At 47.1% G+C, this 24648-nt stretch carries 20 protein-coding genes and 1 tRNA gene; 11 read left to right on the forward strand and 10 right to left on the reverse strand.

The window, feature by feature from the left end:
- Positions 1–251: 251 nt before the first annotated feature.
- From NLX73_RS02895 to NLX73_RS02905, 3 genes are all read right to left on the reverse strand, one after another.
- Positions 252–1211 carry an AEC family transporter gene (locus NLX73_RS02895; protein WP_025718424.1) on the reverse strand — a complete coding sequence of 320 codons (960 nt, stop codon included), beginning with the start codon at positions 1209–1211 and terminating at the stop codon, positions 252–254.
- A gap of 99 nt (positions 1212–1310) precedes the next feature.
- Positions 1311–3029, reverse strand: a complete 1719-nt coding sequence (locus tag NLX73_RS02900) for an NAD-dependent malic enzyme (RefSeq protein ID WP_254325316.1) — start codon at positions 3027–3029, stop codon at positions 1311–1313.
- Positions 3030–3408: 379 nt separating this feature from the next.
- Entirely contained in the window at positions 3409–4650 is a 1242-nt protein-coding gene (locus NLX73_RS02905; RefSeq protein ID WP_254325317.1) for a nitrate/nitrite transporter, read from the reverse strand.
- A gap of 418 nt (positions 4651–5068) precedes the next feature.
- On the opposite strand from NLX73_RS02905, the gene nirB (NLX73_RS02910) reads away from it, so the two are divergent.
- Together nirB (NLX73_RS02910) and nasC are read left to right on the forward strand one after the other, a co-directional pair.
- Positions 5069–7243 carry a nitrite reductase large subunit NirB gene (gene nirB / locus NLX73_RS02910; RefSeq protein ID WP_254325318.1) on the forward strand — a complete coding sequence of 725 codons (2175 nt, stop codon included), beginning with the start codon at positions 5069–5071 and terminating at the stop codon, positions 7241–7243.
- A gap of 83 nt (positions 7244–7326) precedes the next feature.
- Positions 7327–9507, forward strand: coding sequence for an assimilatory nitrate reductase catalytic subunit NasC (gene nasC, locus NLX73_RS02915; RefSeq protein WP_254325319.1), 2181 nt, complete (start codon positions 7327–7329; stop codon positions 9505–9507).
- A gap of 123 nt (positions 9508–9630) precedes the next feature.
- On the opposite strand, the gene NLX73_RS02920 is transcribed toward nasC, so the two are convergent.
- A complete protein-coding gene (locus NLX73_RS02920) occupies positions 9631–10704 on the reverse strand; it encodes an anthranilate phosphoribosyltransferase (protein ID WP_254325320.1) in 1074 nt (357 codons plus the stop codon).
- A gap of 19 nt (positions 10705–10723) precedes the next feature.
- Positions 10724–11326, reverse strand: coding sequence for an ANTAR domain-containing response regulator (locus tag NLX73_RS02925; protein ID WP_254325321.1), 603 nt, complete (start codon positions 11324–11326; stop codon positions 10724–10726).
- Positions 11327–11770: 444 nt separating this feature from the next.
- On the opposite strand from NLX73_RS02925, the gene nirB (NLX73_RS02930) reads away from it, so the two are divergent.
- Together nirB (NLX73_RS02930) and nirD are read left to right on the forward strand one after the other, a co-directional pair.
- Positions 11771–14203, forward strand: coding sequence for a nitrite reductase large subunit NirB (gene nirB, locus NLX73_RS02930; RefSeq protein ID WP_254325322.1), 2433 nt, complete (start codon positions 11771–11773; stop codon positions 14201–14203).
- A 12-nt stretch (positions 14204–14215) separates the two neighbouring features.
- Complete coding sequence (gene nirD, locus NLX73_RS02935; protein WP_254325323.1) at positions 14216–14545, forward strand: nitrite reductase small subunit NirD; 330 nt, start codon at positions 14216–14218, stop codon at positions 14543–14545.
- 215 nt (positions 14546–14760) lie between these two features.
- Here nirD and NLX73_RS02940 read toward each other — a convergent pair.
- Positions 14761–14832, reverse strand: a tRNA-Val gene (locus NLX73_RS02940).
- Positions 14833–14973: 141 nt separating this feature from the next.
- Between NLX73_RS02940 and NLX73_RS02945 the strand changes: the two genes are divergently transcribed.
- Complete coding sequence (locus NLX73_RS02945) at positions 14974–15417, forward strand: GNAT family N-acetyltransferase (protein WP_069289898.1); 444 nt, start codon at positions 14974–14976, stop codon at positions 15415–15417.
- 87 nt (positions 15418–15504) lie between these two features.
- Entirely contained in the window at positions 15505–15741 is a 237-nt protein-coding gene (locus NLX73_RS02950; protein ID WP_013371899.1) for a DUF3892 domain-containing protein, read from the forward strand.
- Positions 15742–15862: 121 nt separating this feature from the next.
- On the opposite strand, the gene NLX73_RS02955 is transcribed toward NLX73_RS02950, so the two are convergent.
- Entirely contained in the window at positions 15863–16621 is a 759-nt protein-coding gene (locus NLX73_RS02955) for an MBL fold metallo-hydrolase (RefSeq protein WP_250268782.1), read from the reverse strand.
- 200 nt (positions 16622–16821) lie between these two features.
- On the opposite strand from NLX73_RS02955, the gene NLX73_RS02960 reads away from it, so the two are divergent.
- Positions 16822–17379 (forward strand): hypothetical protein, encoded by a 558-nt coding sequence (locus NLX73_RS02960; protein WP_013310940.1) that lies wholly within the window; start codon positions 16822–16824, stop codon positions 17377–17379.
- A 79-nt stretch (positions 17380–17458) separates the two neighbouring features.
- Complete coding sequence (locus tag NLX73_RS02965; protein WP_061828984.1) at positions 17459–17764, forward strand: DUF1292 domain-containing protein; 306 nt, start codon at positions 17459–17461, stop codon at positions 17762–17764.
- Positions 17765–17869: 105 nt separating this feature from the next.
- On the opposite strand, the gene NLX73_RS02970 is transcribed toward NLX73_RS02965, so the two are convergent.
- Entirely contained in the window at positions 17870–19345 is a 1476-nt protein-coding gene (locus tag NLX73_RS02970; protein WP_165177421.1) for an aminotransferase class I/II-fold pyridoxal phosphate-dependent enzyme, read from the reverse strand.
- Positions 19346–19532: 187 nt separating this feature from the next.
- Between NLX73_RS02970 and NLX73_RS02975 the strand changes: the two genes are divergently transcribed.
- Positions 19533–20816 (forward strand): MFS transporter, encoded by a 1284-nt coding sequence (locus NLX73_RS02975; protein WP_254325324.1) that lies wholly within the window; start codon positions 19533–19535, stop codon positions 20814–20816.
- A gap of 25 nt (positions 20817–20841) precedes the next feature.
- Here NLX73_RS02975 and NLX73_RS02980 read toward each other — a convergent pair whose 3' ends face one another.
- Entirely contained in the window at positions 20842–21474 is a 633-nt protein-coding gene (locus NLX73_RS02980; protein ID WP_025724011.1) for a YktB family protein, read from the reverse strand.
- A 279-nt stretch (positions 21475–21753) separates the two neighbouring features.
- Between NLX73_RS02980 and NLX73_RS02985 the strand changes: the two genes are divergently transcribed.
- The gene (locus NLX73_RS02985) at positions 21754–22353 is read left to right on the forward strand and encodes a hypothetical protein (RefSeq protein WP_061828989.1); all 600 of its coding nucleotides are present in this window, start codon (positions 21754–21756) and stop codon (positions 22351–22353) included.
- 173 nt (positions 22354–22526) lie between these two features.
- Entirely contained in the window at positions 22527–23933 is a 1407-nt protein-coding gene (gene gndA, locus NLX73_RS02990; protein ID WP_254325325.1) for an NADP-dependent phosphogluconate dehydrogenase, read from the forward strand.
- Between the two features lie 247 nt (positions 23934–24180).
- Here the strand turns inward: gndA and NLX73_RS02995 are convergent, their stop codons facing one another.
- Positions 24181–24486 carry a rhodanese-like domain-containing protein gene (locus tag NLX73_RS02995; protein ID WP_010345522.1) on the reverse strand — a complete coding sequence of 102 codons (306 nt, stop codon included), beginning with the start codon at positions 24484–24486 and terminating at the stop codon, positions 24181–24183.
- Positions 24487–24648 lie beyond the last annotated feature (162 nt).

Consider the following 24648-nt stretch of genomic DNA (forward strand, 5'->3'; position numbering starts at 1 on the left):
CTAAATGTTAGGTATTTATTAAAAGGGAGAGTAGAAGGTTATTCAAAAAGAACGGCGGCCCCTAGTGAATGAAACGATGGGACCGCCGCTTGTCGGCAAAACTGGATTTTATGTTGTTTTTCAAACTCAATTCTTACTAAATCACTTTATTGTTCAAACAATATTTAAAAAATAAGATAAATGAGAGCAAACGGGTATGCTTTATACCTATAAATACCAGGATTGCATTGAGGGTTCTTAAGTTTCTGTCCCTATAAAAGAAGTGAAATGAGTAAGGGTAGTGAAATGAGCGATAAGACTGAGCTAATAACAAATGCAGATGCAGCTTCCGTTTCCAGTGTTTCATAACGGGTAGCAATCATAGCGGCCACAGCCGAGCCGGGAAAAGCGACAAGCAGTACGGCTTTGGTTACATCTTCATGGGATAGTCCTATCAGGACAGCAATACCGAGCATAACAATAGGCATCACGATGGCTTTCAGCACAGCAATGCTAAGTGCTTTTGGACTGAACGTAATCTTTTTGATACCAATGGTTACCCCGATGGCAAATAGGGCTGTACCAGCAGTAATATTGCCGATTTGATCAAACATGGATTGCAAAAGTTTCGGAGCGTGGAATCCACATAGAGTCAATACGACACCAAACAAGGGTACGCAGGCAAGCGGCTCGCTGAGTCCATGAAGGACTGATTTCATAGTGACTTTAAATAAGTTGCCTTTAGTGCCGTCGGATTCTGTTGTTTTGCGCTGACCGACCGTTCCCAAAATACTTGCAAGCGGATCAAGAATGGCATTAACGACGATCCCAGTAATCGCAATCGGGATGGCGACTGCCGCACTTCCGAACAAGCTGCCCAGAACCGGAATTCCCATGAATGCAAAAGAAGGTTGTGTCGAATTCAATGCGAACATGGAGGATTCAGTCAGGCCTTTTTTGGCAATTAAGCGATAAACAATGAGCAATACAATATAAAAGCCGATTACACCAAGTAGCAAAGCCACAAGAAAGGGCCACTTTTGAATCAACGTCTCTCTTGGTGTCGTCGTGATACCAATAAACAAGTGTGCAGGTAGAGCAAACTTCGTCACGAGTGTATTTAATCCCTTAGAAGAAGCAGGGTTAAAAGCCTTAAACAATCCTGCGAAATAACCAATTAAAATGACAAAGAAAATAGGAATTAAGATAATAAAAATATGACCTGTAGCCATGATGTCGCCTCCAATGAAGATGTCCGCCAAAAATGGCGGACATCAGTTAAATAATCACTTTGCGTATGCAAGTACAAATTTGATGTTGTTCGCTATTTTTTAAACCAGGACGGCTTCCTGACCATATTGTTTGATGGGTTTATATTTGCAGTCCCACATCGCATCTCGAACCGCTTGTGCGATATCGTCCGGTTGATGACGCGCTACTCCATCCTGAACTGCTGCCTTAGCTACAGCCACGGCTACCGCTTCAGATACTTCTCGTAGCTCGTTGATTTTTGGCAGCAGGGAAGCACCAGGCTGCGACAAATCAACCATTTGAGCTACTGCATGGGCAGCTGCTGCAAACATGCTATCTGTTATAATTTTGGATTTTACCACGATTGCGCCGAGACCCAGACCCGGGAATACGAAAGCATTGTTGGATTGCCCAATTTCAAACTTAATATTGTTATAGATCACTGGCTCGAAAGGACTTCCTGTTGCAATGAGGGCTTTTCCTTCGGTCCAGTGGATCAAATCTTGCGGAGTTGCTTCTGCCAGTGGAGTCGGGTTGGACATAGGCATAATAATAGGACGTTCTGTATGCTTGGCCATTTCTTTAACGATTTCCTCACTGAATGCCCCAGTAACACCGGAAGTACCGATCATAATCGTCGGTTTCACGCGGCGAATGACTTCAAGCAAAGGGATTTTGCCATCCTCATCATGTTCCCAGTCACGGCATTCTGCAACATCACGCACATAAGGGACCTGGAATGGAAAAAGTCCTTCTGTTTCGTTGGTAAGCAGTCCACGGTAATCATAAGCCCAGAAGTTACGTCTTGCTTCTGCTTCTGACAGTCCTTCCAGCATCATGGCGGCGCTAATTTGGTCTGCATTGCCGATTCCAGCAGCACCTGGACCAAAGACTAGAACCCGATGCTTGCTCAGTGAAATTCCGGACAATTGAACACCAGACATCACACCTGCGAGCGTAACCGCTCCAGTACCTTGAATATCGTCATTAAAAGTCAAAATACTATCTCCATATTTATTGATAATGTTCCGTGCGTTGACATTGCCGAGATCTTCCCAGTGCAGCAGGGCATTCGGGAAAAAGGAAAGTGCAGCTTGAACATAAGTGTCAATAAATTGGTCATATTGTTCTCCACGTACACGTTTATGACGATTCCCCATATATAAAGGGTCTTCCAATAGCTTCTCGTTGTTTGTACCTGCATCAAGAACAACTGCCAGCACCCGGCTAGGATCTATACCAGCAGCAGCTGTATACACAGCAAGCTTACCAATAGAGATATTAATACCTCCGACTCCCCAGTCCCCGATTCCCAAAATACTCTCGGAATCTGTGGCTACGATCAGGTCGATATCATCAGGGTCTAGGTTCAAATTCTTAAAAGCCTCTCCAATACCCGCAAGATTATCGATAGATAAATACATACCACCAGGCTTGTGATATTCATGACTGTATTCCTGTATAGCCTGGCCTACTGTTGGTGTATAAACAATCGGGAGCATTTCGCTTAGGTGCTCAGAGAGCAAACGATAATAAAGAACGGTATTCCGATTAAAAAGATCATTTAACGCAACATTTTTACGCAAATTATCCGGTTGGCTCTGAAATTGCTCGTAAACCCGCTGAACCTGCTCCTCAATAGTTAATATCGTAGGAGGAAGGAGACCATCAAGTCCAAGCTGTTTCCGTTCTTCCAGGGTAAAAGCAACTCCTTTATTTAGCAGGGGGTTGGCAAGTAGATCTTTTCCGGTTAATTTAGTTTCGATAGATCCGTCTTCCGTAAAATGAAAAGCACGCATTTTCAATTCCTTCTTTCTAAAAAATTACATTTTGTTAATCCTTGAACAATTCGTGAACAAGTATACGCCTTATTTTAAACCAAGTGAACAAGTATGTTGTGTGAAAAATGGTTATATAAGTGTTTACATAAGAAAAATTATGAAAATGAAAGCGATTTTCAATGTTTTTCGAATGAAAATTTCATTTAATTTTCATAATATTTTCGGAAAATATTGATTCAATGTGATAATTATCATAGTTTTTATAGGTGTGATTCGATTGAGTGCGCATGAAAAATAGCTTAACTTCATTTTATATAAACGAAGTTAAGCTATTTTTTTGGCTATAGGGATGGTTGAGGGACAATTCAATGCTTCGCAGCTCTATGTTTAATGAACATCAGGCATTTAATTCTCCGATGCGCTTGACGGCTTCATCAGTAACTGTAGCAGAGCGTCGCATCCAGCTGTTACGCCATTTCAATTGCATGATGATGACGAGGGTAAAGGCACAGAATGTGATCAGGCTCAGAGAGATGAAGCCTGGCATATAGGAACCTGTTGATTTGTATAGATGACCCAGTATAAGGGGAAGAAAGTACCCGCCTATGCCACCAGCAGCGCCGACGATACCGGTCATGAGCCCGATTTCGTTGCCGAACCGCTGCGGAACGAGCTGGAATACGGAGCCGTTGCCAGCGCCAAGGCACATCATGCCTACGAACAGCAGCACGACTACCACGGCAAGTGGCGGTAAAAACGCAATGCCGGCGAGCATAATCCCGGCTCCTGCATACAAGTACATTAACATGCGTGAACCACCAATCCGGTCGGACAAAAAGCCACCTACAGGACGAAAGAAGCTTCCGGCAATCACACAAATGGTCGCAAAGTCGGCGGCATGTACCGCGGAGAGGCCATATTGGGTATTGAAGAAAATAGTCAAATAATTAGAAAGGCCAACGAATCCGCCAAACGTCACGCAGTAAAAGGCACAGAATACCCAGGCATCCCTCTGTTTGAGCACCGAAGCATATTGCGACAGACTTTTTGGTGCTGGGCGGAGAGGGCTGTTGCGGGCAAAAATACTGAACAGAACGAAGACGGTTAAGATGGGGAGGATGGCCAATCCGAAAACAGCTTCCCAACTGCCAAAATGTTGAGCAATGCGGTTGGCGAACAATGTCGCAAGGACGGTACCGCTATTCCCGGCACCGGCAATTCCCATAGCCAAGCCTTGATGCTCTTTGGGGTACCATTGACTGGCCAATGGCAGCGCAGCTGCAAATGATGCTCCGGCTACGCCCAGGAGCAGGGCAACAACGTACATGTGCTCTAGCGAATCAACCCACAGCCAGCCGAGCAAGAGAGGGATTATCGTGACAAGCATACCAATCTGTCCCGTGAGCTTCGGACCGATATAATCCGACATGAATCCGAGCACGAGCCGCAGCAGGGAACCACCAAGTATAGGTAGGGCGACAAGATTGGCTTTTTGTACAGGGTCCATTGGATAATCATTAGCAATTACAACGGCCAATGGGCCGATCATTCCCCAGATCATAAAACTGATATCAAAATACAGAAAGGAGCCAAATAGGGTGGGCTTGTGTCCGCTTTTCCAGAAACTTTTTTTGTTCATTCTCCATCTCTCCTGTTCTAATTGTTGTTCTTTGTCTGCAAAATGTAATTTGAACATGAAAAAGCCGCAAATCGCCCCTACATGGTATCTAGGAAACGGGTTGCGGCTTCATTGCCGTGGTTGACACACCTCATTGTGAGTCGACTTGGTATGATCACGTTGGAGTGATTTTAATCAAATTATAAAAAAGGATCTGTTTTATGTCAATATACATAACACAAAATCGTAAAAAAATTAAATATAAGGTGAAAATATAGTTTTCATGTATTAAATATTGACATGACCTTCACAATTCAGTAATCTTAGATACATATCGGCACAACGATGTGCCGACATTTATGGCAACGGTGCCCTTTTCCATGGAATGGAGAAGGGCTTTTTCTGTCTTATTTTATTCGGAGAATGGGGCTGGTTTAATATGATGAAAAAACTGGTCGTCGTCGGCAACGGTATGGCAGGCATCAAATGTGTGGAGGAAATACTTGATCTGGAGCCAGAGCGGTTCCAAATCACGATATTTGGTGCAGAGCCCCGTCCCGGGTACAACCGAGTGCTCCTGTCCAAAATGCTTCAGGAGGAGAGCTCATTTAAGCACATCGTTACCCATGACTGGGACTGGTATGAAGAGAACGGGGTAAAGCTGTACGCGGGTGAACGCGTCTGTCGTATTGATGTTGCAGCCGGGATGGTGGAAACGGAATCCGGCATGAAAGAACCTTATGACATGCTCATATTGGCAACGGGCTCATTGCCTTTCATGCCGCCCATTCCCGGAGCTCGAAAACAGGGGGTAATCGCTTTTCGTGATGTGAATGATTGTGAAACCATGGCAAGATATGCCAAAACATACCGTAAGGCCACAGTTATCGGAGGGGGGCTGTTAGGACTTGAAGCCGCTCAAGGCCTGCTGAATCTAGGGATGGAAACTGAGGTTGTTCATAATGCGCAGTATCTTATGAACCGTCAGCTTGATCGGACGGCGGCTGTGCTTCTGCAGCGAAAGCTGGAACAACAGGGCATGAGGTTTCATTTGGCGAAGGAAACGGTCAACATCATAGGCCGAAACAGGGCGCAAGGATTGATGTTTGCGGACGGGAACAGGTTGGAAACGGATTTGGTTGTGCTGGCGGTTGGTATCCGACCGAATATCGAATTAGCTCAGGACAGCGGTCTGACCGTAAACCGTGCCATTGTCGTGGATGATTATATGCGCACGAGTATTCCCGGTATTTATGCCGTCGGCGAATGTGCTGAGCATCGCGGGATTTCATACGGGCTAGTGGCGCCGCTATATGAGCAGGGCAAAGTGCTGGCAAAAGTTATTTGTGGTCGCGAAACGGCTCCCTATGAAGGGACGGTTCCGTATGCGCAGCTCAAGGTAGCGGGGGTTCATCTGTTTTCCGTAGGAGACATTCGCGAAGAGGGAAGCGAGATAGCGGTCATGGAGTATAACGGGATGCAGGAGGTTTACAAAAAAGTGATGATGCATGCCGGTGCTGTCACTGGTGCCATTTTATTCGGAGATACGGCGGAAAGTAACTCCCTGCTCGGTATGGTACGGCGCGGCGCGTCGGCTACAGAGCTTGCATCCCAGGATAACAGCGAGAGCAGAGCAGAGGATGCGGTAGCCGCACTGCCGGAAGAGGAGATGGTATGTGCATGCAACGGCGTAAGTAAGGGGGCTATTTTGCGAGCGATTGCTACGGATAAGCTGAAGACGGTGGAAGAAGTGAAAAGCCGGACCAAAGCATCCGGTTCCTGTGGGGGCTGTCGGCCGCTGGTGGCTGCACTGGTCAAAAATAGTTTGTCCCGATCGACAGTTTCTGGGCCTGTAGTTACTCCGACCGCCCAAGAAGTTGTCCCTGTGTGTGGATGTACGCACTACGATCATGATTCGCTTAAGACAGCTATGGTGGACGCAGCCTGTCAGACACCAAAGGAAGTAGTGTCCCGTCTCGGTTGGACCAGACAGCAGGGGTGTGAATTATGTCGTCCAGCTGTACTTTATTATTTGGAATCTCTCGGGTTGCGCGACAGATCTGCGACAAATCCATTAAGTTCTGGTGTTGCGGTTCAGGTCGCCGCGCAGTGCGGAGGAGAAGCGCCCTCTGCGGGTCTGCGCTTTACGAACCTAAATGCCGAGAATCAGGCTTTTGTTGAGTCGGACCTGATGGATCAGGCATTTGTAGAAGTAGCCTGGCTAAGAGAGCGGTTGGCAACTTTATGGGGAAGTCTCGCATTGCCCTCGTTGGTTACAGTTTCTGTTTGTCCTGGATCGGAGTATCCCGGAGGTGTACTTGTCCACGATATTGGAATATCCCGATCTCCAGCAGGCTGGGAGGTTTATGCCGGTGGTCATGCTGAGCATCCGGTTCGCCAGGGGCAGCTGCTTGGATTGGAGGAGGACCCGACAGAAGCGGTCCTGCTGGCTGCAGTTTGCTTGCGAATATACCGACATAGTGCCCGGTACGGGGAGAAAATGTGGGAGTGGATTGAAAGGACTGGCGTTATGGCGCTACGGGAAAGTGTGCTTGATGCTGCTCTTCGAAGTGAACTGGCGGGCAGCCTACGGACCACAATGCTGACAGGATGACGGGTTGAGTTGGAGTTGTGGCGATATATCTAGCGTGTGCAGACAATAAAATTACGAAAAATGGCGAAGGGGAGGTGACTTTGATGTGTCAGTCAGGAGAAAGCAAACCGGAAGCTGGGCTACATGTATCTTCAGTAATGGATACGCAGTGCCCGTTTTGCAGCGTGCAATGTAAGATGACCGTTAGCACGGGTACGGAGACACTCGCAGGTATCATCCGTACAGTGTATAAGGCGGAAGGGAAGCCTAATGCAGCCTCGCAAGGTAGGCTGTGCATCAAGGGAATGAATGCGCATCAGCATGCGACTCATGCGGAAAGGCTGGTACAGCCTCTCATACGCAAAGAGGGCAAACTTGTTCCCGTCAAGTGGGAGGAGGCATTGGATACTATAGCTAGCAGTTTCTCTACGTTACTGTCCACACAGGGTGCCGATGCAATCGGAATTTACGGTGGAGGTTCACTCTCCAATGAAACGGCCTATTTACTCGGTAAATTTGCAAGAGTGGCTGTAGGTACGCGATATATCGATTATAACGGGCGCTTCTGCATGTCGGCAGCGGCATCCGCTGGTAGCAAAGTGTTTGGCGTTGATCGCGGACTGACCTGCAGACTGGCTGATATTCCATTAGCTCGTTGTATTGTACTCGCAGGTACAAATATCGCTGAATGCCAGCCGACGTTAATGCCTTATTTTCACGAGGCGAAGGAAAACGGCGCGTTTATCATCGTGATTGACCCGCGCGCGACACCAACGGCGGCGGCCGCCAATTTGCACCTGCAAATCAAGCCGGGTACGGATGCTGTGCTGGCCAATGCCATGCTAAAGGTCATCGTGGATGAAGGATTTGCGAATGAAGAGTTTATCCGCAAGCGGACCAACGCCTATGACCAGCTGTTGACTCATTTGAAGGGTGTGGATCTGAGCGAATCGGCTGCGTTGTGCGGAATTGAGGTAGAAATGATCCGGCAGGCAGCACGTGCCTTTGGCAGTGTGGAGACTGGCATCGTTTTTACGGCCAGAGGTGTCGAACAGCAGACAGATGGACATATGGCGGTGCGTGCATTTCTTAATCTGGTGCTGGCCACTGGCAAGATAGGAAGGGAAGGATGCGGTTATGGGGCTATCACAGGACAAGGAAACGGGCAAGGGGGGAGAGAGCACGGCCAAAAGGCTGACCAGCTTCCTGGCTACAGATCGATTGAGAATGAAGAAGATCGATTCTATGTGGCGTCCGTGTGGGGAGTTGAACCAAGCAGTTTGCCGGGAAAAGGGGTGTCCGCATATGAAATGATGGAGCTTGTTCATCAGCGAGAAATCCAAGCTCTGTTCGTGATGGGCTCTAATCCTGTTGTATCTAACCCGAATGTCCGGCTGGTGGAGGAAGCCCTCAAAAAGCTGAATCTGCTGGTTGTGGCGGATATGTTTCTCACTGAGACCGCGCGGATGGCCGACGTTGTTTTACCTGTGACGTCTTATTTGGAGAATACGGGGACGATGACCAATCTGGAGGGCCGCGTTCTGCTACGGGAAGCGGCGAGGCCCGCACCGGGCGAGGCTAGAGATGACTGGAACATTTTGTGTCAGTTGGCTGCAAAGCTAAACAAGGGCAGTTATTTCTCTTACAGGGATGCTGAGCATATCTTTGAAGAACTGCGGCTCGCCAGCCGGGGCGGTCCTGCCGATTATTATGGGATCACATATGACAGGCTGCGTCGTGAAGAAGGAGTATATTGGCCATGCCCGTCTACGGACAGAGCCGGTATGGATATGATGTTTCGGGAAACCTTTGCCCATTCCGATCAAAAGGCTGTTTTTACGGTGGTTGAAAGCTGTGGAGCAGGAGAGGAGATATCAGAGGAGTACCCGCTTATTTTGACGAACGGCCGTGTACTGGCTCATTATTTGACCGGTGCACAAACGCGCAGAAGTCCGTCGCTGGCCGCGCGAGAGATTGAAAATTATGTGGAAATTCATCCGCGGACAGCGCGACGCTGGCATATCAGGGACGGGGAGTGGGTAGAAATAGCATCACAGCGCGGCAACTTCACTGTCCGCAGCCGAATCAAACCACATATCCGCGAAGACACGCTTTTCGTACCCATGCATTGGGGCGGGATACAAAATGTAAATCGGGCGACCCGACCCGATCTTGATCCGTTCTGCCGGATGCCTGGCTTCAAAACGGCAGCTGTACGTATTCGTCCCCTTCATCTGGCTGCAGTTGCAACAAGTGCAGATAATGGGGAATGGTCTGAGTTCTAGAGCAGGACGGAGTAAGTGACTTTTTCATTGCATAAAAGACCAGCCCTCATTGTATGAATGAGGGCTGGCCTTTTTGGGTTGGACAGTTAATGGCCTGCAATCACAGACTGCGTGAGGCCGATATTATAATTGCAATCGGGTTTCGGATATGTTTGCTCCCGTTTTTATTTCTGTTCTGAGCATAGCTTCCCGCCATTGTTTATACAAATTCCAGGCGTCCCCGTTTTCTAGCAGCGGTTTGCAGGTATACAAACCTTCCTCTATGGAGTTGACTCGTCCTGCAACGAACAGTCGGACCGCACTGTTGAGTAACACTTGATTCGAAAAGGCTATAGAAGCTGTACCTTGTAGCACTTCCTCCGTAATGCGCAGTTGTTCAGCGGGGGTCCAGTTATGCTCTGGTACCACCGAATCCAGCCCGTACATTTCTGGATCAATAACCTGTAGTGACACCTCGCCGTTAGCAAGCAGGTAAGTCCGGGTCGGCCGATCGATGAACAGGTCCTCCGATCCTTCGCTCCCCTGGACGATCAGAGCCCTGCGGTAATTGAGATTTTGCATGAGTTTCGCCGTCTTCTCGAACACAGTATTGTGGAAAACGCCGAATACAATATAGGGGGAAGAACCGTAATCAACCAGTTTCTCGGCAGTATTCAGCACCGTGCGAAGCCCCAGCTCTTCGCGAATGGACCGCAGATCTCGCAGGGGCGCGCACCACTGTTCGGAGGCTATGAATAGTACACCAGTCAGCTTCGCGGCATGAATGGCGGTTTCGCGTGTCATGTTCCCGGACGTAACCCTCATTTCCTGCAGTAAAAGCGGTAGCGTAACCCCCCATTTGGGAGGGAGAGGTGCGCTGCCATGCATCGTTACAGGTATTCCGCATGAGGCGAGTACGAAGGCTGTTGCGAAGGTGGCGATAAACGATGACTTCCTGCCATCGTACGGACCGGCAAAATCAATACCTTCCTGCATCGGGAAGCGATGGGTGTATTTACGGCAGACGTTTACGAATGCTTCCAGCTCGGCAACGCTCTCCATTTTAATGCGCTCCGCGGCAAAGAAAGCTCCGATTTGAGCAGGGGTTGCCGACTGGGTCATAATAAGTTCGGCAGCAGCTTCGGCTTCGGCATAATTCAGATCTCGGGCGCCTCTTTTGCCGCGACCCACTTCTTTTAATATTTCAATGATATTCATGTTCAGGCCCCTTTCAGATTTATGCTTTTAGCATTTGCTGTGCCTTGACGATGGAGATGGCCACATCAACGATACGTTTGCGTTCGTTCATTGCTTTTTTGCGTAGCACATCATATGCTTCCGCTTCCGGGATACCGTTTACTTCCCCCAGTATTCCTTTGGCCATATCAATCCATTTGCGTTCTTCCAGTCGAGCGGTCAGTTGCTTGCGTTCACTTTGCCAATGCTGGCGTTCAAAAAAGCGTTTGGCACTAAAATGAAGAGCCCAATTCAGTTCATGGGCTGCCATTGAAGGGGTTAGAATGCCATCGACAGTGACATCAGCTTCACAAGCCTCTGTCGATGATAGCGCTGATTCTGCGCTGCACCACCAGAGCAATGGGACCGCTTTGGCTTGCTCCAGCCTGTCACTCCATATGCTGATAGTGCCAACAGGTATGTTTAGTACCGCCGCATCTGCATTAAGGATTAGCTGTTTGATTTCGGATTCATTGCGGCAGGGCAGAGTTAGGTATCCGTTGGACTCTAAAAGGTACTCAGGTCCTGCTTGGCATGAGGAAACGGCGTGTGTCTGCTCAGATACATGGTCAGAATGTAAGTGAATTACCAACAAGGAACGCAAGCGGGCTCCTCCTCTCTGTAACATGAAGGGTGGTTAGGGATGAGATAGTATTCATTGATAACAAATATGACATGAAATTTTATCTGTCTGCTTATTTTTTTCACCATCATCAAATTAAAACGGACTTTTAAACCATTTTGGCGTGTTTTGGTCTGAAAATCAATCCTAATTTTGTAGGAGAGTGATATTTTATACGTCATAGATATGTTACATGGTGATAAAATATAATTTTTTATAAGATATTGCGTAAGGAATGTTGACATATCATTTGAACCATTATATATTAGCTACAGTACTTTTTAATTCCATACTCTGATGGATACAACGGCGTATTCGATGAAACGGCAATGGAGCCTGTTTTCTCATGTGAGGGATATTTTGAATCCCCATATGTGAAGCAGGCTTTTTATGTTTTAAGGATACAAATGGAAGGGGAGTGACCTGATGAACGATATCCAAAAGTTAGTGTTGATCGGCAACGGAATGGCGGGAATACGCACTCTCGAACATTTGCTGAAGCTTGCACCAGGTAGCTATGAAATTACGGTATTCGGGGCCGAGCCCCATCCAAACTATAACCGGATCATGCTGTCCTCCGTTCTGGCGGGAGGGGCTGGTTTGCAGGATATTGTCATCAACGACTGGAGTTGGTATGAAGACAACAATATTCGATTGTATACCGATGATCCTGTCACCGCTATCGATACGGAAAAGCAGCAGGTGACGTCGCGCTCCGGCGTATGCATCTCTTATGATTTGTTGTTGTTGGCAACGGGTTCTAAAGCCTTTATTCTGCCGCTTCCAGGAGCCGACAAGGAAGGTGTTATCGGTTTCCGGGATATTCGTGACTGTGAAACGATGATGGAGACGGCAAAGACGCACAAAAAAGCAGCCGTCATCGGCGGCGGATTGCTTGGGCTAGAGGCAGCTAGGGGGCTGCTTAACTTGGGGATGGACGTCACCGTTATTCATATTAACGGATATATTATGGATCGACAGCTGGATGAGGCTGCTTCCCTTATGCTACGGCGCGAGCTGGAGGAGCAGGGAATGACTTTTCTGGTCAATAAGCGGACGGCGGCTATTACGGGGCGTCGCCGCGTGGAAGGGTTGAAATTTGCCGATGGTAGCGAGCTGGAAGCAGATCTGATCGTTATGGCGGTAGGCATCAAACCAGACATTGAACTGGCGGTGTCGGCGGGAATCCCTGTAAACCGCGGCATCATCGTAAATGATTACATGGAAACGAATATCCCCGGAATCTACGCCGTTGGAGAATGCGCAGAACACCGGGGAATCACTTACGGGCTGGTTGCTCCATTATATGAGCAAGGTGGTGTACTGGCTCAGCGGCTCGCGGGAATGGAGATTCCCGGCTACAGTGGTTCTGTTACCTCGACAAGGTTGAAGGTATCGGGTGTCGACGTGTTTTCAGCAGGGGATTACAAGGATGAACCGGGAACACGTTCCCTGCGGTATCAGGATGATATTGGCGGCGTCTACAAAAAAATCGTGATCAAGGAAGAAAAACTGATCGGAGCTGTTCTGTTTGGGGATACGTCTGACGGAGCCATGCTGTTTTCTTTGATCAAAAGTGGCGAGTCGGTGGTTGGCCGAGAGAAAGAGTTATTACTAGGCTTCAATCCCGGTCAACCTGAAGCTAGTGGCGCCATGATGCTAGAGCAGATGCCTGATGACGAAATTGTATGCGGATGTAATGGTGTATCCAAGGGTGACATTGGAGAGGCGGTTGCGGCTGGCTGCCGGAGTGTCGGGGAGATTAAGGCATGCACGAAGGCATCGGCATCATGTGGCGGCTGCAAGCCATTAGTGGAGGGACTCTTACAGCTATACGCAGGCGCAGAAGCCGGAGAAACGATGAAAGAGGGAATTTGTAGTTGTACGACGCTTGACCGGGAAGCGATCATTGATGGCATTCGGGAGATGGGATTGAAGAGCGTCAAAGAAGTGATGAATGTGCTGGGCTGGAACGAACCGGAAGGTTGCACTAAATGTCGGCCGGCCCTCAATTATTATCTAGGTATGCTATGGCCGCTGGATTATGAGGATGAGAAGGAATCCAGATTCACGAATGAACGGTACCATGCCAATATACAGAAAGATGGCACTTATTCTGTCGTGCCCCGCATTTATGGAGGAGTTACTTCACCTGCCGACCTGAAGAAAATTGCTGCTGTCGCAGAGAAATACAATGTGCCTCTGGTGAAATTTACGGGTGGCCAACGTCTTGACCTGCTTGGCGTGAAGAAGGAGGATTTGCCGGGGATCTGGGCCGAGTTGGATATGCCGTCTGGATATGCCTATGGAAAGACGCTGCGAACGGTTAAGACGTGCGTAGGTAACACCTTTTGTCGCTTTGGCACTCAAGATGCTATGGGTATGGGTATCCGGTTGGAAAAGGCATTTGAACGTCTGAATGCGCCATCCAAAGTCAAACTGGCTGTATCTGGTTGTCCGCGTAACTGCGCTGAAGCGACGATCAAGGATTTGGGCGTCGTTGCTATTGACGGTGGCTGGGGGATCTACGTTGGAGGTAACGGCGGTATTAAGGTTCGGGCAGCTGAACTGCTTTGTACCGTTAAAACTGAGGATGAAGTGATGGAATGGACCGGTGCCTATCTGCAGTATTATCGCGAGCAGGCCAATTGGAACGAACGCACAGCCCATTGGGTGGAACGGGTCGGAGTTGAATCCATCAAACAGGCACTCGCGAATGCAGAGACGAGGAAGCAACTGGTGACCAGAATTGAGGAGACGTTAAGCACGACTACTGATCCGTGGCACGAAATTATTCACAACGAAGAGCTGCGCAAAAATTTTGTGCAACTGCCGGAACTTAAGCCAGTAATGGAATAGGGGGCTGACAAAATGGAGACTAATACGACAACCAACAGAATCAGAATAGCTGATCTGAACGAAATAGACCGACGTGGAGCAAGGACAGTTCGCATTCATAATACAGAGATAGCTGTATTCCGTCTGAGCGATGGCAGCGTGCATGCACTTGAGAATCGTTGTCCGCACAAAGGGGGACGGTTATCCGAAGGAATGATATGTGGCTCAACGATCCATTGTCCACTCCATGACTGGAAAGTTGACCTTTCCACTGGCCGGGTGCAAGAGCCGGATACTGGATGTGTGACTGCTTACCCCACGGAGATTGACAGTGAGAGCGGGGAGGTTTATATCGTAATCTAAGAGTTCTATGCGTATTGTGCTGGAGGTTCTGCTTTTTTTCTTCTATATAATAGAAGGATCAATGTGAAAGGCTTTGTTGAAGAAGTAGGCATCATTTTGATTGAAAAATAGGTTATTGACTAAATCTTAGTCAATAACCTATTTTCTTTTCACAGGATAACTGGATTTATCTCGAGACAAACAAAAAAGCCTTGAGTATCAAGGCTTTTGACGAATAGGACGGATGGGGATCGAACCCATGACCCTTACCCTGTCAAGATAATGCTCTCCCGCTGAGCTACCGTCCTGCGGTTACTAGATAATATCATGTATTAACCATATATGTAAAGTGGAAAAATAGAAGTCAGCCTGTACTTCATGAACATTTATATATATAATTCGAATTTAGTGAGTTTGCAATCTGGAATTAATGATAGGGGGAACAGATGATGGCCGCAGAAATTATAAGTGTAACAACAGAGGAGCAGCTACAGGAGGCAATATCGATCCGTACCAAAGTGTTTGTCGAAGAGCAAAAAGTTCCTCTCGATTTAGAAGTTGATCATTATGACAAGCTGGGAGATACGGCCCATCATTTGCTAATTTGTGAACATGGTGAAATGGTGGCCACTGGTCGGTTGACATACTATGAGGAAGATACAGCTAAAATGCAACGTATTGCCGTCCTCAAGGAGCATCGTGCCGCAGGCTATGGACGTGTATTACTACTAGCACTGGAGGAACGTGCACGTGAATTAGGACTAAGATACTCGCTGCTAGATGCCCAATGTCAAGCCGAGAAGTTTTACGAAAAGCTCGGTTATGAGACGATCTCCGATGAACCTTTTGACGATGCGGGAATACCGCATGTACGTATGCGTAAAAAGTTGTAGTCGACAGCGTAAGGTGCATACAAATCTGTACAATGTGCATGCTAGTAAAAGTTCCTCCACTATACTATGGATAAGGAGCGATACAGCATGGCTAATACAGAACGGGAGCAAATTACAGCAGTACGTAAAAACGGAGATGGCGACCTTACGTCTTTTCAGACATCTACCGGTCGGATTTTAGATTATAGCCAAGCATTGAATGAGATTGAGGCAGGCTCAATTGCAGGCGTTAACGTGTTCAAGGCCAAGGATGGAAGCAAACGAATTCGGGGAGATGCCGATGGAGATCCTTCTAATAACCTGGATCAACTGCCATTGTTCTGACCTTAACTCGCAACATTAGAATGCAAGTTCATCATTATATTCAAGAACAGCAAGCCGCCTGGCTATCCTTTGTAGGAAAGCCAGGCGGCTTTTGTTAATTGTTCAAGCTGTATTTAGCATGCTACTCTGCACGTTCCAACTCTGTAAGTTGATATACTCGTTGCTGCTCCAGAAAGGACATGACTCCTGCCTTCTCCCTGAACTGTTCCATATCATCACTATAGTGCATTAGATGAATCCGTTCTTGAAGAGATGGCGCCAAGCTTAGCAGCTCGTCCAATGTCGTATGGACTTCTCCAGCGCCTTGTAATTGAACCTCATGGAGAATACTCCGACATCCTCGTTCATGCACCAGATGATGAAGCAAATCAGGGTCAAAAACCATATCTGCACTATAAAAAAGGCGGTCATTAATGAATATGGAATAACTGTTTTTACCAGGAATATGCCTTGTAGGGATTAGCTCCACCTGAATACCGGATACTAATGTAGTGGGTACACCAGGCGTTATTACGTTTACCTCGAATACATCTTCAAGCTTGTCAATCATACCCTGCTGTGACATTCCGCCCTTGAGTGTATGCTCCCATAAAGGGTAGATTAGTGGTTCGGCAATATAAAGTAGAGGCTTGCGACGATGGAGAATGTTCATTTGAAAACCGAATTCCTCCAAACCTCCGACATGATCTGCGTGAATATGTGTGATTAAAATTGCGTCAATATCAGGCAAAGGGACGTCCATTTGGTGTAATGCTAAAGAAGCGGTTGTACCGCAATCGATCAGCAGTTTGCCTTCTCCGCTGTCCAGCAGGGCGTTGTTGTTGTAATAATGCTTGGCAAAGGCACTGCCTGTGCCAAGCATTTGTATCGTTAGGCTCATTATGGATTTATCCTCCAGACTTTGTGTACTAGGACTTCTACAGTCGTATTTTATCACCTATGCTACCGGAACTAAAGATTTGGCTCCTTATGTAAAAACTTTGGACAATTTGTGAAACACAGCGCAACTTGTGCGGCTGAGCTAGGTATAAATGTACGACAGAAGGTTTTAAACAGATGACGATGGAGGGATTAGTAGTTATGAAATGGAGAAGAGTGATGGCCCTGATGATGGCCTTTTCAATAATGGGAGGGACCGCCATTTCGGCGGAATCCGCCAAGGACCAAGTGCAGTTGATTATTAATGGAGAAGTGTCAAAAGATGGTGCAGTTGTCATTGATGGGAAAACTTATGTGCCCATCCGTGATTTTAATGGACTTGTCAATTTTGATCCATCCGGTGGAAAAGTTGTTTTCGATCAGCCGAACGTGCATATGTTCCTGTTCAAGGGAGATACTGTGTTTGGTAACGTGAATAAAGGCAATAAAGTGAAATTTAATGTATTTAGTCAAATTGATACCTTGAAAACAGATATCTCCGGAGTGAAGGTAGCGATCACCGACCCTTCGGGCAACGTGAAGGATATTCAGTCTCAAGATATCAAAGGAGCGCAAAAGGATAACTTCTGGTTCCGTACGAACGACTTTACGTATGATTTCAAAACAGCAGGGAATTACCGGGTTGGTTTCTATATTAAAGAGAGCAAAGACGGCAGCTATACCTTGGTGTCCGAAAAAGTCATTACAGCGATAAATTAGGCATACCACAAATTGACCTGCACCCTTGATCATGTTACGATACGGGGGAAAATAAAACAATTTGAAGGTAGGTATTTCCATGAGTGATCACAAACATGAACACGGTGAAGCCTGCAACCACGATCATGACCACGAACATGAAGAAATGGTTCTTACGCTAACTGATGAAAATGGTAAAGATGTAGAAATGGTGCTGGTAGAGACCTTTGACGTAGAAGATCACATTTATGCTCTTCTGCTTGAGCGAGGCAATCCTGAAGCGGATGGCATTATTCTTCGTATGGAAGAAGAAAACGAAGAAATGGTGCTTTACAATATTGAGGACGAAGATGAGTGGAAACGTGTAGAAGCCGCATATAGCGAGCTTGTTGCCCAATACGAATAGAATTGGATGCAGCAGCTGTATAGCTCTTCAAGAAAAAAAGCCCCCGAACGGGGGCTTTTTTTTGACTATCAACATGTTTTTTAAGCATGTGTTGACAGTTCAATATTATGAAATAGCGTCAGTTTCGACGATAACCTTCACCTGATGTACTGTTCGGTCCTCAGGTCCTTTAACAGGCAGGCCTACTTCTACATGATCAACAATATAATCAATATTGTCCTGCGAAATAACTTCTCCTGGCAATAAGATTGGAATACCAGGTGGATACACATAGATGAATTCTGCAATAATACGACCTGCAGATTCTTTGAAAGGCACGATTTCCGTATCTCCATAAAAAGCGTCTCTTGGAATGAGGGAGAGCTGAGGGATATCCGGTATCTTTACAACTAGCTCATGCTCCTGACCTGTGGAATAGTGCAGAGAAGCCAGCTCACGCAGAGCTTTCAACAAAATTTCAATTTCCTCTTTGGTATCACCAGGGGTCACCAAACAGAGAATATTGTACATATCGCTAAGCTCAACCTCGATATTGTAGTGATCTCTCAGCCAATTCTCCACATCGTATCCGGTAAGGCCCAAATGGCGGATATGAACCGTAATTTTGGTTGGATCATAATCATAGGTGGCTTCCGTGCCAAGAATTTCGCTGCCAAAGCAATATAGCCCTTCAATCTTGTTGACCTCTGAACGACAATATTCAGCCAATTCCAGAGCACGTTGTGCTATTTCATGACCGTTAAGGGCCAGATTACGTCGGGATGTGTCCAACGAAGCCAGCAGAATATACGAAGTCGACGTTGTTGTCAGCATACTGAAAATCGTTTGTACACGCTGTGGGTTAACGTATCCGTTTTTCGTATTTACATTCAGAATTGAGCTTTGAGTCAAGGAACCACCCAGCTTGTGAACGCTTGTAGCTGACATGTCTGCTCCCGCCTCCATAGCGGACATCGGTAGATCAGAGTGAAAATGAATCAGTACTCCATGAGCCTCATCGACCAGGACCGGCACATTATAGCTGTGAGCGAGATCTACAATTTCCTTCAAATCGGCGCACACACCGTAATATGTCGGGTTGATAACAAGGACGCCCTTGGCGTCAGGGTGACGTTCCAATGCCCGGCGTACGGACTTGGTTGTAACCCCGTGGTGAATACCGAGATTCTCATCACTGACTGGAGAAATAAATACTGGTTTTGCACCAGCAAAGATAATGGCAGACATTATAGATTTGTGTACGTTTCTGGGTACAATAATTTTATCACCTGGCAAGCAAATGGACATAATCATGGTGATGATGGCTCCGCTTGTCCCCTGTACACTGTAATACGTATAATCAGCTCCGAAGGCCTCTGCTGCAAGCTTTTGAGCTTCTTCGATGACGCCTGATGGCTGATGCAGATCGTCCAATGGAGCGATGTTGATCATATCTATGGAAAAGGCATTATCCCCCATAAATTCGCGAAATTCCGAATCTGCTCCCACTCCCTTTTTATGACCTGGGATGTGAAATTGAACCGGGTTGCTCTGAGCATGCTTTTTCAAAGCAGTAAAAAGCGGGGTGTTGCTTTGATTCATTAGTGTTGTCACAACCTTTCGTGCAGGATTTCGACAATCCTGTGCAAGTGATAATAGAACAAAATTGAGTATAGCAGTTTGAAGTAGGAATGCAAGCGATTGAGGGCGCATTTATTTGCGAAAGAGTGGAGTAGGCTGAGAACCCGGTCTATACAGCCAAAAAACGAAGGTGGAGGATGTGGATTAGATGAGGCAAAATGGACGAAAAAAAGCTCCACAGCGGCTGTGGACTCCTTTTTTTAGCAAATTGTGGGTTTTGGTATTTCTGGTCGAATTTATGAAAGGATCTCTTCTGGTATCCATCCTGCCGGTATATATGGGAGAAACGCTTGGTTTGTCGGCCGGGATTATTGGTTTGGCCTTTTCGCTTCAGTATTTTGGAGACAATGCGTTTCGGGCACCGGCGGGTTGGATGGCTGAACGGCTTGGCTACCGCGGAACGATGTCGACCGCACTGTTGTTTACGCTTGTAGCGATTATTATGCTAAGCATATTGACAGAGCCCGTGTGGCTCGTCGTTGCGTGTCTGCTGCTCGGTCTGGGTACTTCTCCGCTCTGGCCTTGTGTTATGACCGGAACGACCGAAATGTCCGGGCCTAATAACAGCAATGGCGCGGCGATGGGCACACTGGAAATTGCGTCTATGGGTGGAACGGGATTGGGTCCGCTCATTATGAACTTTGCCATATCCCACTATGGGCATTCTTACGGCATGGTGTTCATGATTTTGATAGGATGCAGTATTGTATTGTTGTTGGTTGCTCTTATGCTGCCAGGACCGAAAAGGTCTCCTGATAAAGGTGACCTCGAACAGAGCGCTCTAGTGTCGTCTGATGGGTACACAAAGCAGAAACAGCAAATTCTGAAAGGAATCCAGGAGACGATCGGTGTGCTCAAAACAAAGCTTAACGTCAATCCGTTAATTTACCCGGCGCTATTTTTGCAGTCTTTTGTTATCGGTTTGATCAGTCCCGTACTGACGCTGTACGCTCGGACGGACCTCGGGATTTCACCAAACCTGTACAGCGTGCTTCTGATTGCAGGCGGTGGGGTGACTGTGCTGGCACTGATCCCTTGTGGCAAGTTGGTCGACAGACTTGGAACGGAGTATTTTCTACATGTTGGCTTTTTGCTAGCTGGAATTACGCTGTTTTTCTTCTCAATCGTTCGATCTATTCCGCTGGTGTTTGTATCCGTGGCGCTTATTGGTTTGGGATATGCGCTCATTTTGCCTGCATGGAACACCTTTCTTGCCCGATTGATTCCGGAAAGCGAGCGAGCAACGGTGTGGGGCTTTTTTTTAACACTTCAAGGCTCCGGCATGGTTATAGGCCCGCTCGTTTCAGGAGTGCTATGGGACCGTGCCGGACACACCGCTCCATTTATCATTAGTGGGGTCGTGATGCTGCTCATGTTTGGCTGCCACCTGGCTCTGGCGCGCAATCCACGCAGGAAGACTGTGGAGGCCTGAACAGCGCCTTAAAAAGCGGCGAGGGCTACTCTTTCGAGAAAGACATTCGGTACAGCGGCAGCAAATGCTCAAAGGTAGAACGCACTGCCTGTAATAATGCAGCCCCGTCGCTGGCAAGTGGATCTTCTCGGTCAATACGGATTCCACACATGACCTCCGCTTTTTTTACCTGTTGCAGCTTATGGATGATCGTTTGAAAATCTTCATTATCCATATGTTGTTGTTCTGTGCCTTCCGGAGCCATATGATCCATGGACCAGTAAAAATGATCAGGCAGGTTAGAGCGCACATCGCTCAGATTGGCTTCGAGTGCCTGGGCAAATGTAGCTTTGTTAGGACTTTCATAAATAATTGCAAAAATAACGAATAGGTGGGAAGCGAACATACCTACCTCAAAATGCGGCAGCGCCTTGTACCCGCGCTTATTTGCCGCCCAGGCTACCCAAGTATCTTTGGGGGGATTGACTTTGCGTCGTGCATGCTTGGCGACGTGAACGTGCATAGGCTCTCCACATAAGTCCGTCAGAAATGGGGCTAATTCCTCGCCAATTGCCTCCAGCTTGGGCCGAACCTGCTGAATCAGCACTTCCATACGAGGCTCCAATCCCGGTATTTCAAAAACATCGAAGTCCTTTGCAGTAAATCCACTAAATGTCATTCCTTTTCCTCCTGTAACTGGGTTAAGCCATAACGTGTGGCGTAATATGTCCAATTATAGCATAATGCCGCCGGGCTTGGCCGACTTTAGACTAGGTTTGAAACAAGCATATAAGGCAAAAGTAGGATTGTTCGCTGTTACTTATAAAAATAGGTCAAATAACCAAGTACCCTTACATAAAATGAAGTATAAAATAGAGCAAGGGAAGATCAAGCGGGAAAGCCGCAGGCTTGCTGTAGCCGGACTTCTTGAATCGGACTTGAAAAAGGAGGGAATGCCGTGAACAAGGGCTGTGAGGTAGAATATTGCAATCTAGAGCTCCGGTTTAGCCGTCGGCATATCCATAATCTGATCAAGGATTTGATATCGGAAGGGTATTCGCTGTACTGGAGCGAGGATGAGTCGTACCTGGTTTTGTCGGTGAGAACCGGGCGTAAGCTGGTGAAGCTCCGTTTTCAACAGCTGCGCACAGGACACTACAAGTTGGCTGGAGATTATGTAATCCGCGATGCCAAGCTGGCTGAGTGGTTGGAGAAGCTGATTGGAAGCACCCGAGGTCATGCCATTGTCAAAAGAGTCAAGGATCATCATATTTTGGTAGAAAATATTTTGTTTGGTGAGGTCATTCGTCTGGTCGAGGTTACAGGCTTTAAGCAGCGTGTCATTTATCAGAAGGGACCGGTGCTGTCCGCACAGGAAATGGAGGATATGTACGCTTCCAATGAAGGAGAAACCCGACTGCTGCTGCTTAAAATGGAAGTGGACGATGAATTGGAGAAGCTGTTCATAGCGATGACAGACGGAGATACGGCTAAAATCGGGAATTGCCATGAACGCCTGCAAACGCTATCCCACCAACTGCTGATGATGGAAGCGTAGTACATCTGAACACCTCATGTAAATGGGGTGTTTTGATCTGTGAATAGACAGGGGTTCACTTCTTACATCAAAAACGTTAAAATAGAAGTGCACGTGTTCCGATTCACATAAAGTGTAATGCGGTAAAACGGCGATATAGAAGACAAAATATGTTGCAAAGGATGAGGAACCAGATGGCAAAACAGCAAATTGGTGTGATCGGCCTGGCGGTAATGGGTAAGAATTTAGCCCTTAACATTGAGAGCAGAGGCTTCACCGTCTCGGTTTTTAACCGCTCTCCAGAAAAAACGCACGATCTTATCAAAGAAGCAGAAGGTAAAAAACTGACGGGTACTTTCTCTATTGAAGAATTTGTGAACTCATTGGAATCCCCCCGTAAAATCCTGATCATGGTTCAAGCTGGTAAAGCAACAGATGCCACGATTGAACAGCTTGTGCCTCATCTGGACAAGGGCGACATTATTATAGACGGAGGCAATGCCTACTTCCCTGATACACAGCGCCGCAGCAAGGAGCTGGAGGAAAAAGGACTTCGCTTTATTGGTACAGGCGTATCCGGTGGTGAAGAAGGTGCCTTGAATGGTCCTGCTATCATGCCGGGTGGACAGGAAAGTGCCTATAAACTGGTAGAGCCGATTCTAACGGCAATCTCTGCTAAAGTGGAAGGCGACCCTTGCTGTACATATATCGGTCCTGACGGTGCTGGTCACTATGTAAAAATGGTGCATAACGGTATCGAGTACGGCGACATGCAATTGATCGGTGAAGCGTATCACTTGTTGAAATCAGTCCTGAATGTGAATGCGGAAGAGCTTCATGCAATCTTCACGGAATGGAATAAAGGGGAACTGGACAGCTACCTGATCGAAATTACAGCTGACATTTTCTCCCAGTACGATGCTGAAACAGGCAAGCCAATGGTAGACGTTATCTTGGATGCTGCTGGTCAAAAAGGTACAGGTAAATGGACAAGCCAAAGCGCGCTGGATCTGGGTGTGCCATTGTCCATGATTACCGAATCCGTATTCTCCCGCTTCTTGTCTGCTATGAAAGACGAGCGCATTGCGGCAAGTAAAGTGCTGAGCGGTCCTAATGCTGAGTCCTTCAGCGGCGACAAAAAAGAATTTATCGAAAGTGTACGTAAAGCACTGTTTGCAAGTAAAATCGTGTCCTATGCTCAAGGTTTCGCTCAAATGCGTGCAGCTTCCGATGAATATGATTGGGATTTGAAATACGGAAAAATCGCTATGATCTTCCGCGGCGGTTGCATTATCCGCTCGCAATTCCTGCAAAACATCAAGGATGCATATGACCGCGATCCTGCCTTGAAAAACCTGTTGCTGGATTCTTACTTCAAAAATGTAGTTGAAACGTATCAAGATGCATGGCGTCAAGTGATTTCCGTGGCTGTATCCCAAGGTATTCCAGTGCCTGGCTTCTCCAGCGCGCTTGCATACTATGACAGCTACCGCACTGAGCGTTTGCCAGCAAATCTGCTGCAAGCACAACGTGACTACTTCGGTGCCCATACGTTCAAACGTGTGGACAAAGAAGGCGTATTCCATCATCAATGGTTCTAATAAACGGACGGATATGCATGAATAGCATTATGTAATACAACGGAAGCTTTTTTACCCTATGGGTAGAAGAAGCTTCCGTTTTTTAATTTATAATTATGGATACGATTATGATGGCAGTAGAGGATTGTGTAATCTTTTGGCGCTATGGTATGATAGGAACAAAATATTTTAATGCATTACCGCGTCTAAGCTTTGAGTCAAAACAAAAAAGACGGGAAGTTCCCGTCTTTTTTGTTAAGTAGGTTTTCTATTGCTCCTGTGACCATTGCAGCATGCCGCCAGTCATGTTAGTACAGCCTTCATAACCTAGCTGCTGTAGATATTCGCAGGCTCGTTCACTGCGGTAACCGCTCCGGCAAATAAAGATAATTTCACCGGTGCGTTCAATTTCTTCAAGACGACCCGGAAGCTGTCCGAGCGGAATGTGCTTGGCACCTTCAATCATGCCTTCCGCTACTTCTTCCGCTTCGCGGACGTCGATTAATTGCAATTGCTCTCCTGCTTGCAGACGTGCGCGCAACTCAGAAGGTTCAATCAGGGCGATTTGCGTCATGGCCGGACCTCTTTTCTGATATATAATGGGTGCTACGTATGTTTTTGACGTGTGCAAAATGTCACACACACTCTATGTATGATAGCTAAGCTATCTCCGGGCTGTCAATCGGCTTAATCCTAAAGGCAGATAAAGATTAATTAACCGACGGAATTCAACTTG

The sequence above is a fragment of the Paenibacillus sp. CH40 genome (assembly GCF_024213605.1).
Classification (GTDB): domain Bacteria; phylum Bacillota; class Bacilli; order Paenibacillales; family Paenibacillaceae; genus Paenibacillus; species Paenibacillus polymyxa_B.

Bases quoted from the DNA above. Each gene is read 5' to 3' on its own strand.
- nirB (WP_254325318.1), top strand. From the start codon at position 5,069: ATGATGAAAAAACTGGTCGTCGTCGGCAACGGTATGGCAGGCATCAAA.
- NLX73_RS02975 (WP_254325324.1), top strand. From the start codon at position 19,533: ATGAGGCAAAATGGACGAAAAAAAGCTCCACAGCGGCTGTGGACTCCT.
- NLX73_RS02900 (WP_254325316.1), bottom strand. From the start codon at position 3,029: ATGCGTGCTTTTCATTTTACGGAAGACGGATCTATCGAAACTAAATTA.
- NLX73_RS02970 (WP_165177421.1), bottom strand. From the start codon at position 19,345: ATGAATCAAAGCAACACCCCGCTTTTTACTGCTTTGAAAAAGCATGCT.
- nirB (WP_254325322.1), top strand. From the start codon at position 11,771: ATGAACGATATCCAAAAGTTAGTGTTGATCGGCAACGGAATGGCGGGA.
- nirD (WP_254325323.1), top strand. From the start codon at position 14,216: ATGGAGACTAATACGACAACCAACAGAATCAGAATAGCTGATCTGAAC.
- gndA (WP_254325325.1), top strand. From the start codon at position 22,527: ATGGCAAAACAGCAAATTGGTGTGATCGGCCTGGCGGTAATGGGTAAG.
- NLX73_RS02995 (WP_010345522.1), bottom strand. From the start codon at position 24,486: ATGACGCAAATCGCCCTGATTGAACCTTCTGAGTTGCGCGCACGTCTG.
- NLX73_RS02895 (WP_025718424.1), bottom strand. From the start codon at position 1,211: ATGGCTACAGGTCATATTTTTATTATCTTAATTCCTATTTTCTTTGTC.
- NLX73_RS02965 (WP_061828984.1), top strand. From the start codon at position 17,459: ATGAGTGATCACAAACATGAACACGGTGAAGCCTGCAACCACGATCAT.
- NLX73_RS02955 (WP_250268782.1), bottom strand. From the start codon at position 16,621: ATGAGCCTAACGATACAAATGCTTGGCACAGGCAGTGCCTTTGCCAAG.
- NLX73_RS02950 (WP_013371899.1), top strand. From the start codon at position 15,505: ATGGCTAATACAGAACGGGAGCAAATTACAGCAGTACGTAAAAACGGA.
- NLX73_RS02945 (WP_069289898.1), top strand. From the start codon at position 14,974: ATGGCCGCAGAAATTATAAGTGTAACAACAGAGGAGCAGCTACAGGAG.
- NLX73_RS02960 (WP_013310940.1), top strand. From the start codon at position 16,822: ATGAAATGGAGAAGAGTGATGGCCCTGATGATGGCCTTTTCAATAATG.
- NLX73_RS02905 (WP_254325317.1), bottom strand. From the start codon at position 4,650: ATGAACAAAAAAAGTTTCTGGAAAAGCGGACACAAGCCCACCCTATTT.
- NLX73_RS02920 (WP_254325320.1), bottom strand. From the start codon at position 10,704: ATGAATATCATTGAAATATTAAAAGAAGTGGGTCGCGGCAAAAGAGGC.
- nasC (WP_254325319.1), top strand. From the start codon at position 7,327: ATGTGTCAGTCAGGAGAAAGCAAACCGGAAGCTGGGCTACATGTATCT.
- NLX73_RS02980 (WP_025724011.1), bottom strand. From the start codon at position 21,474: ATGACATTTAGTGGATTTACTGCAAAGGACTTCGATGTTTTTGAAATA.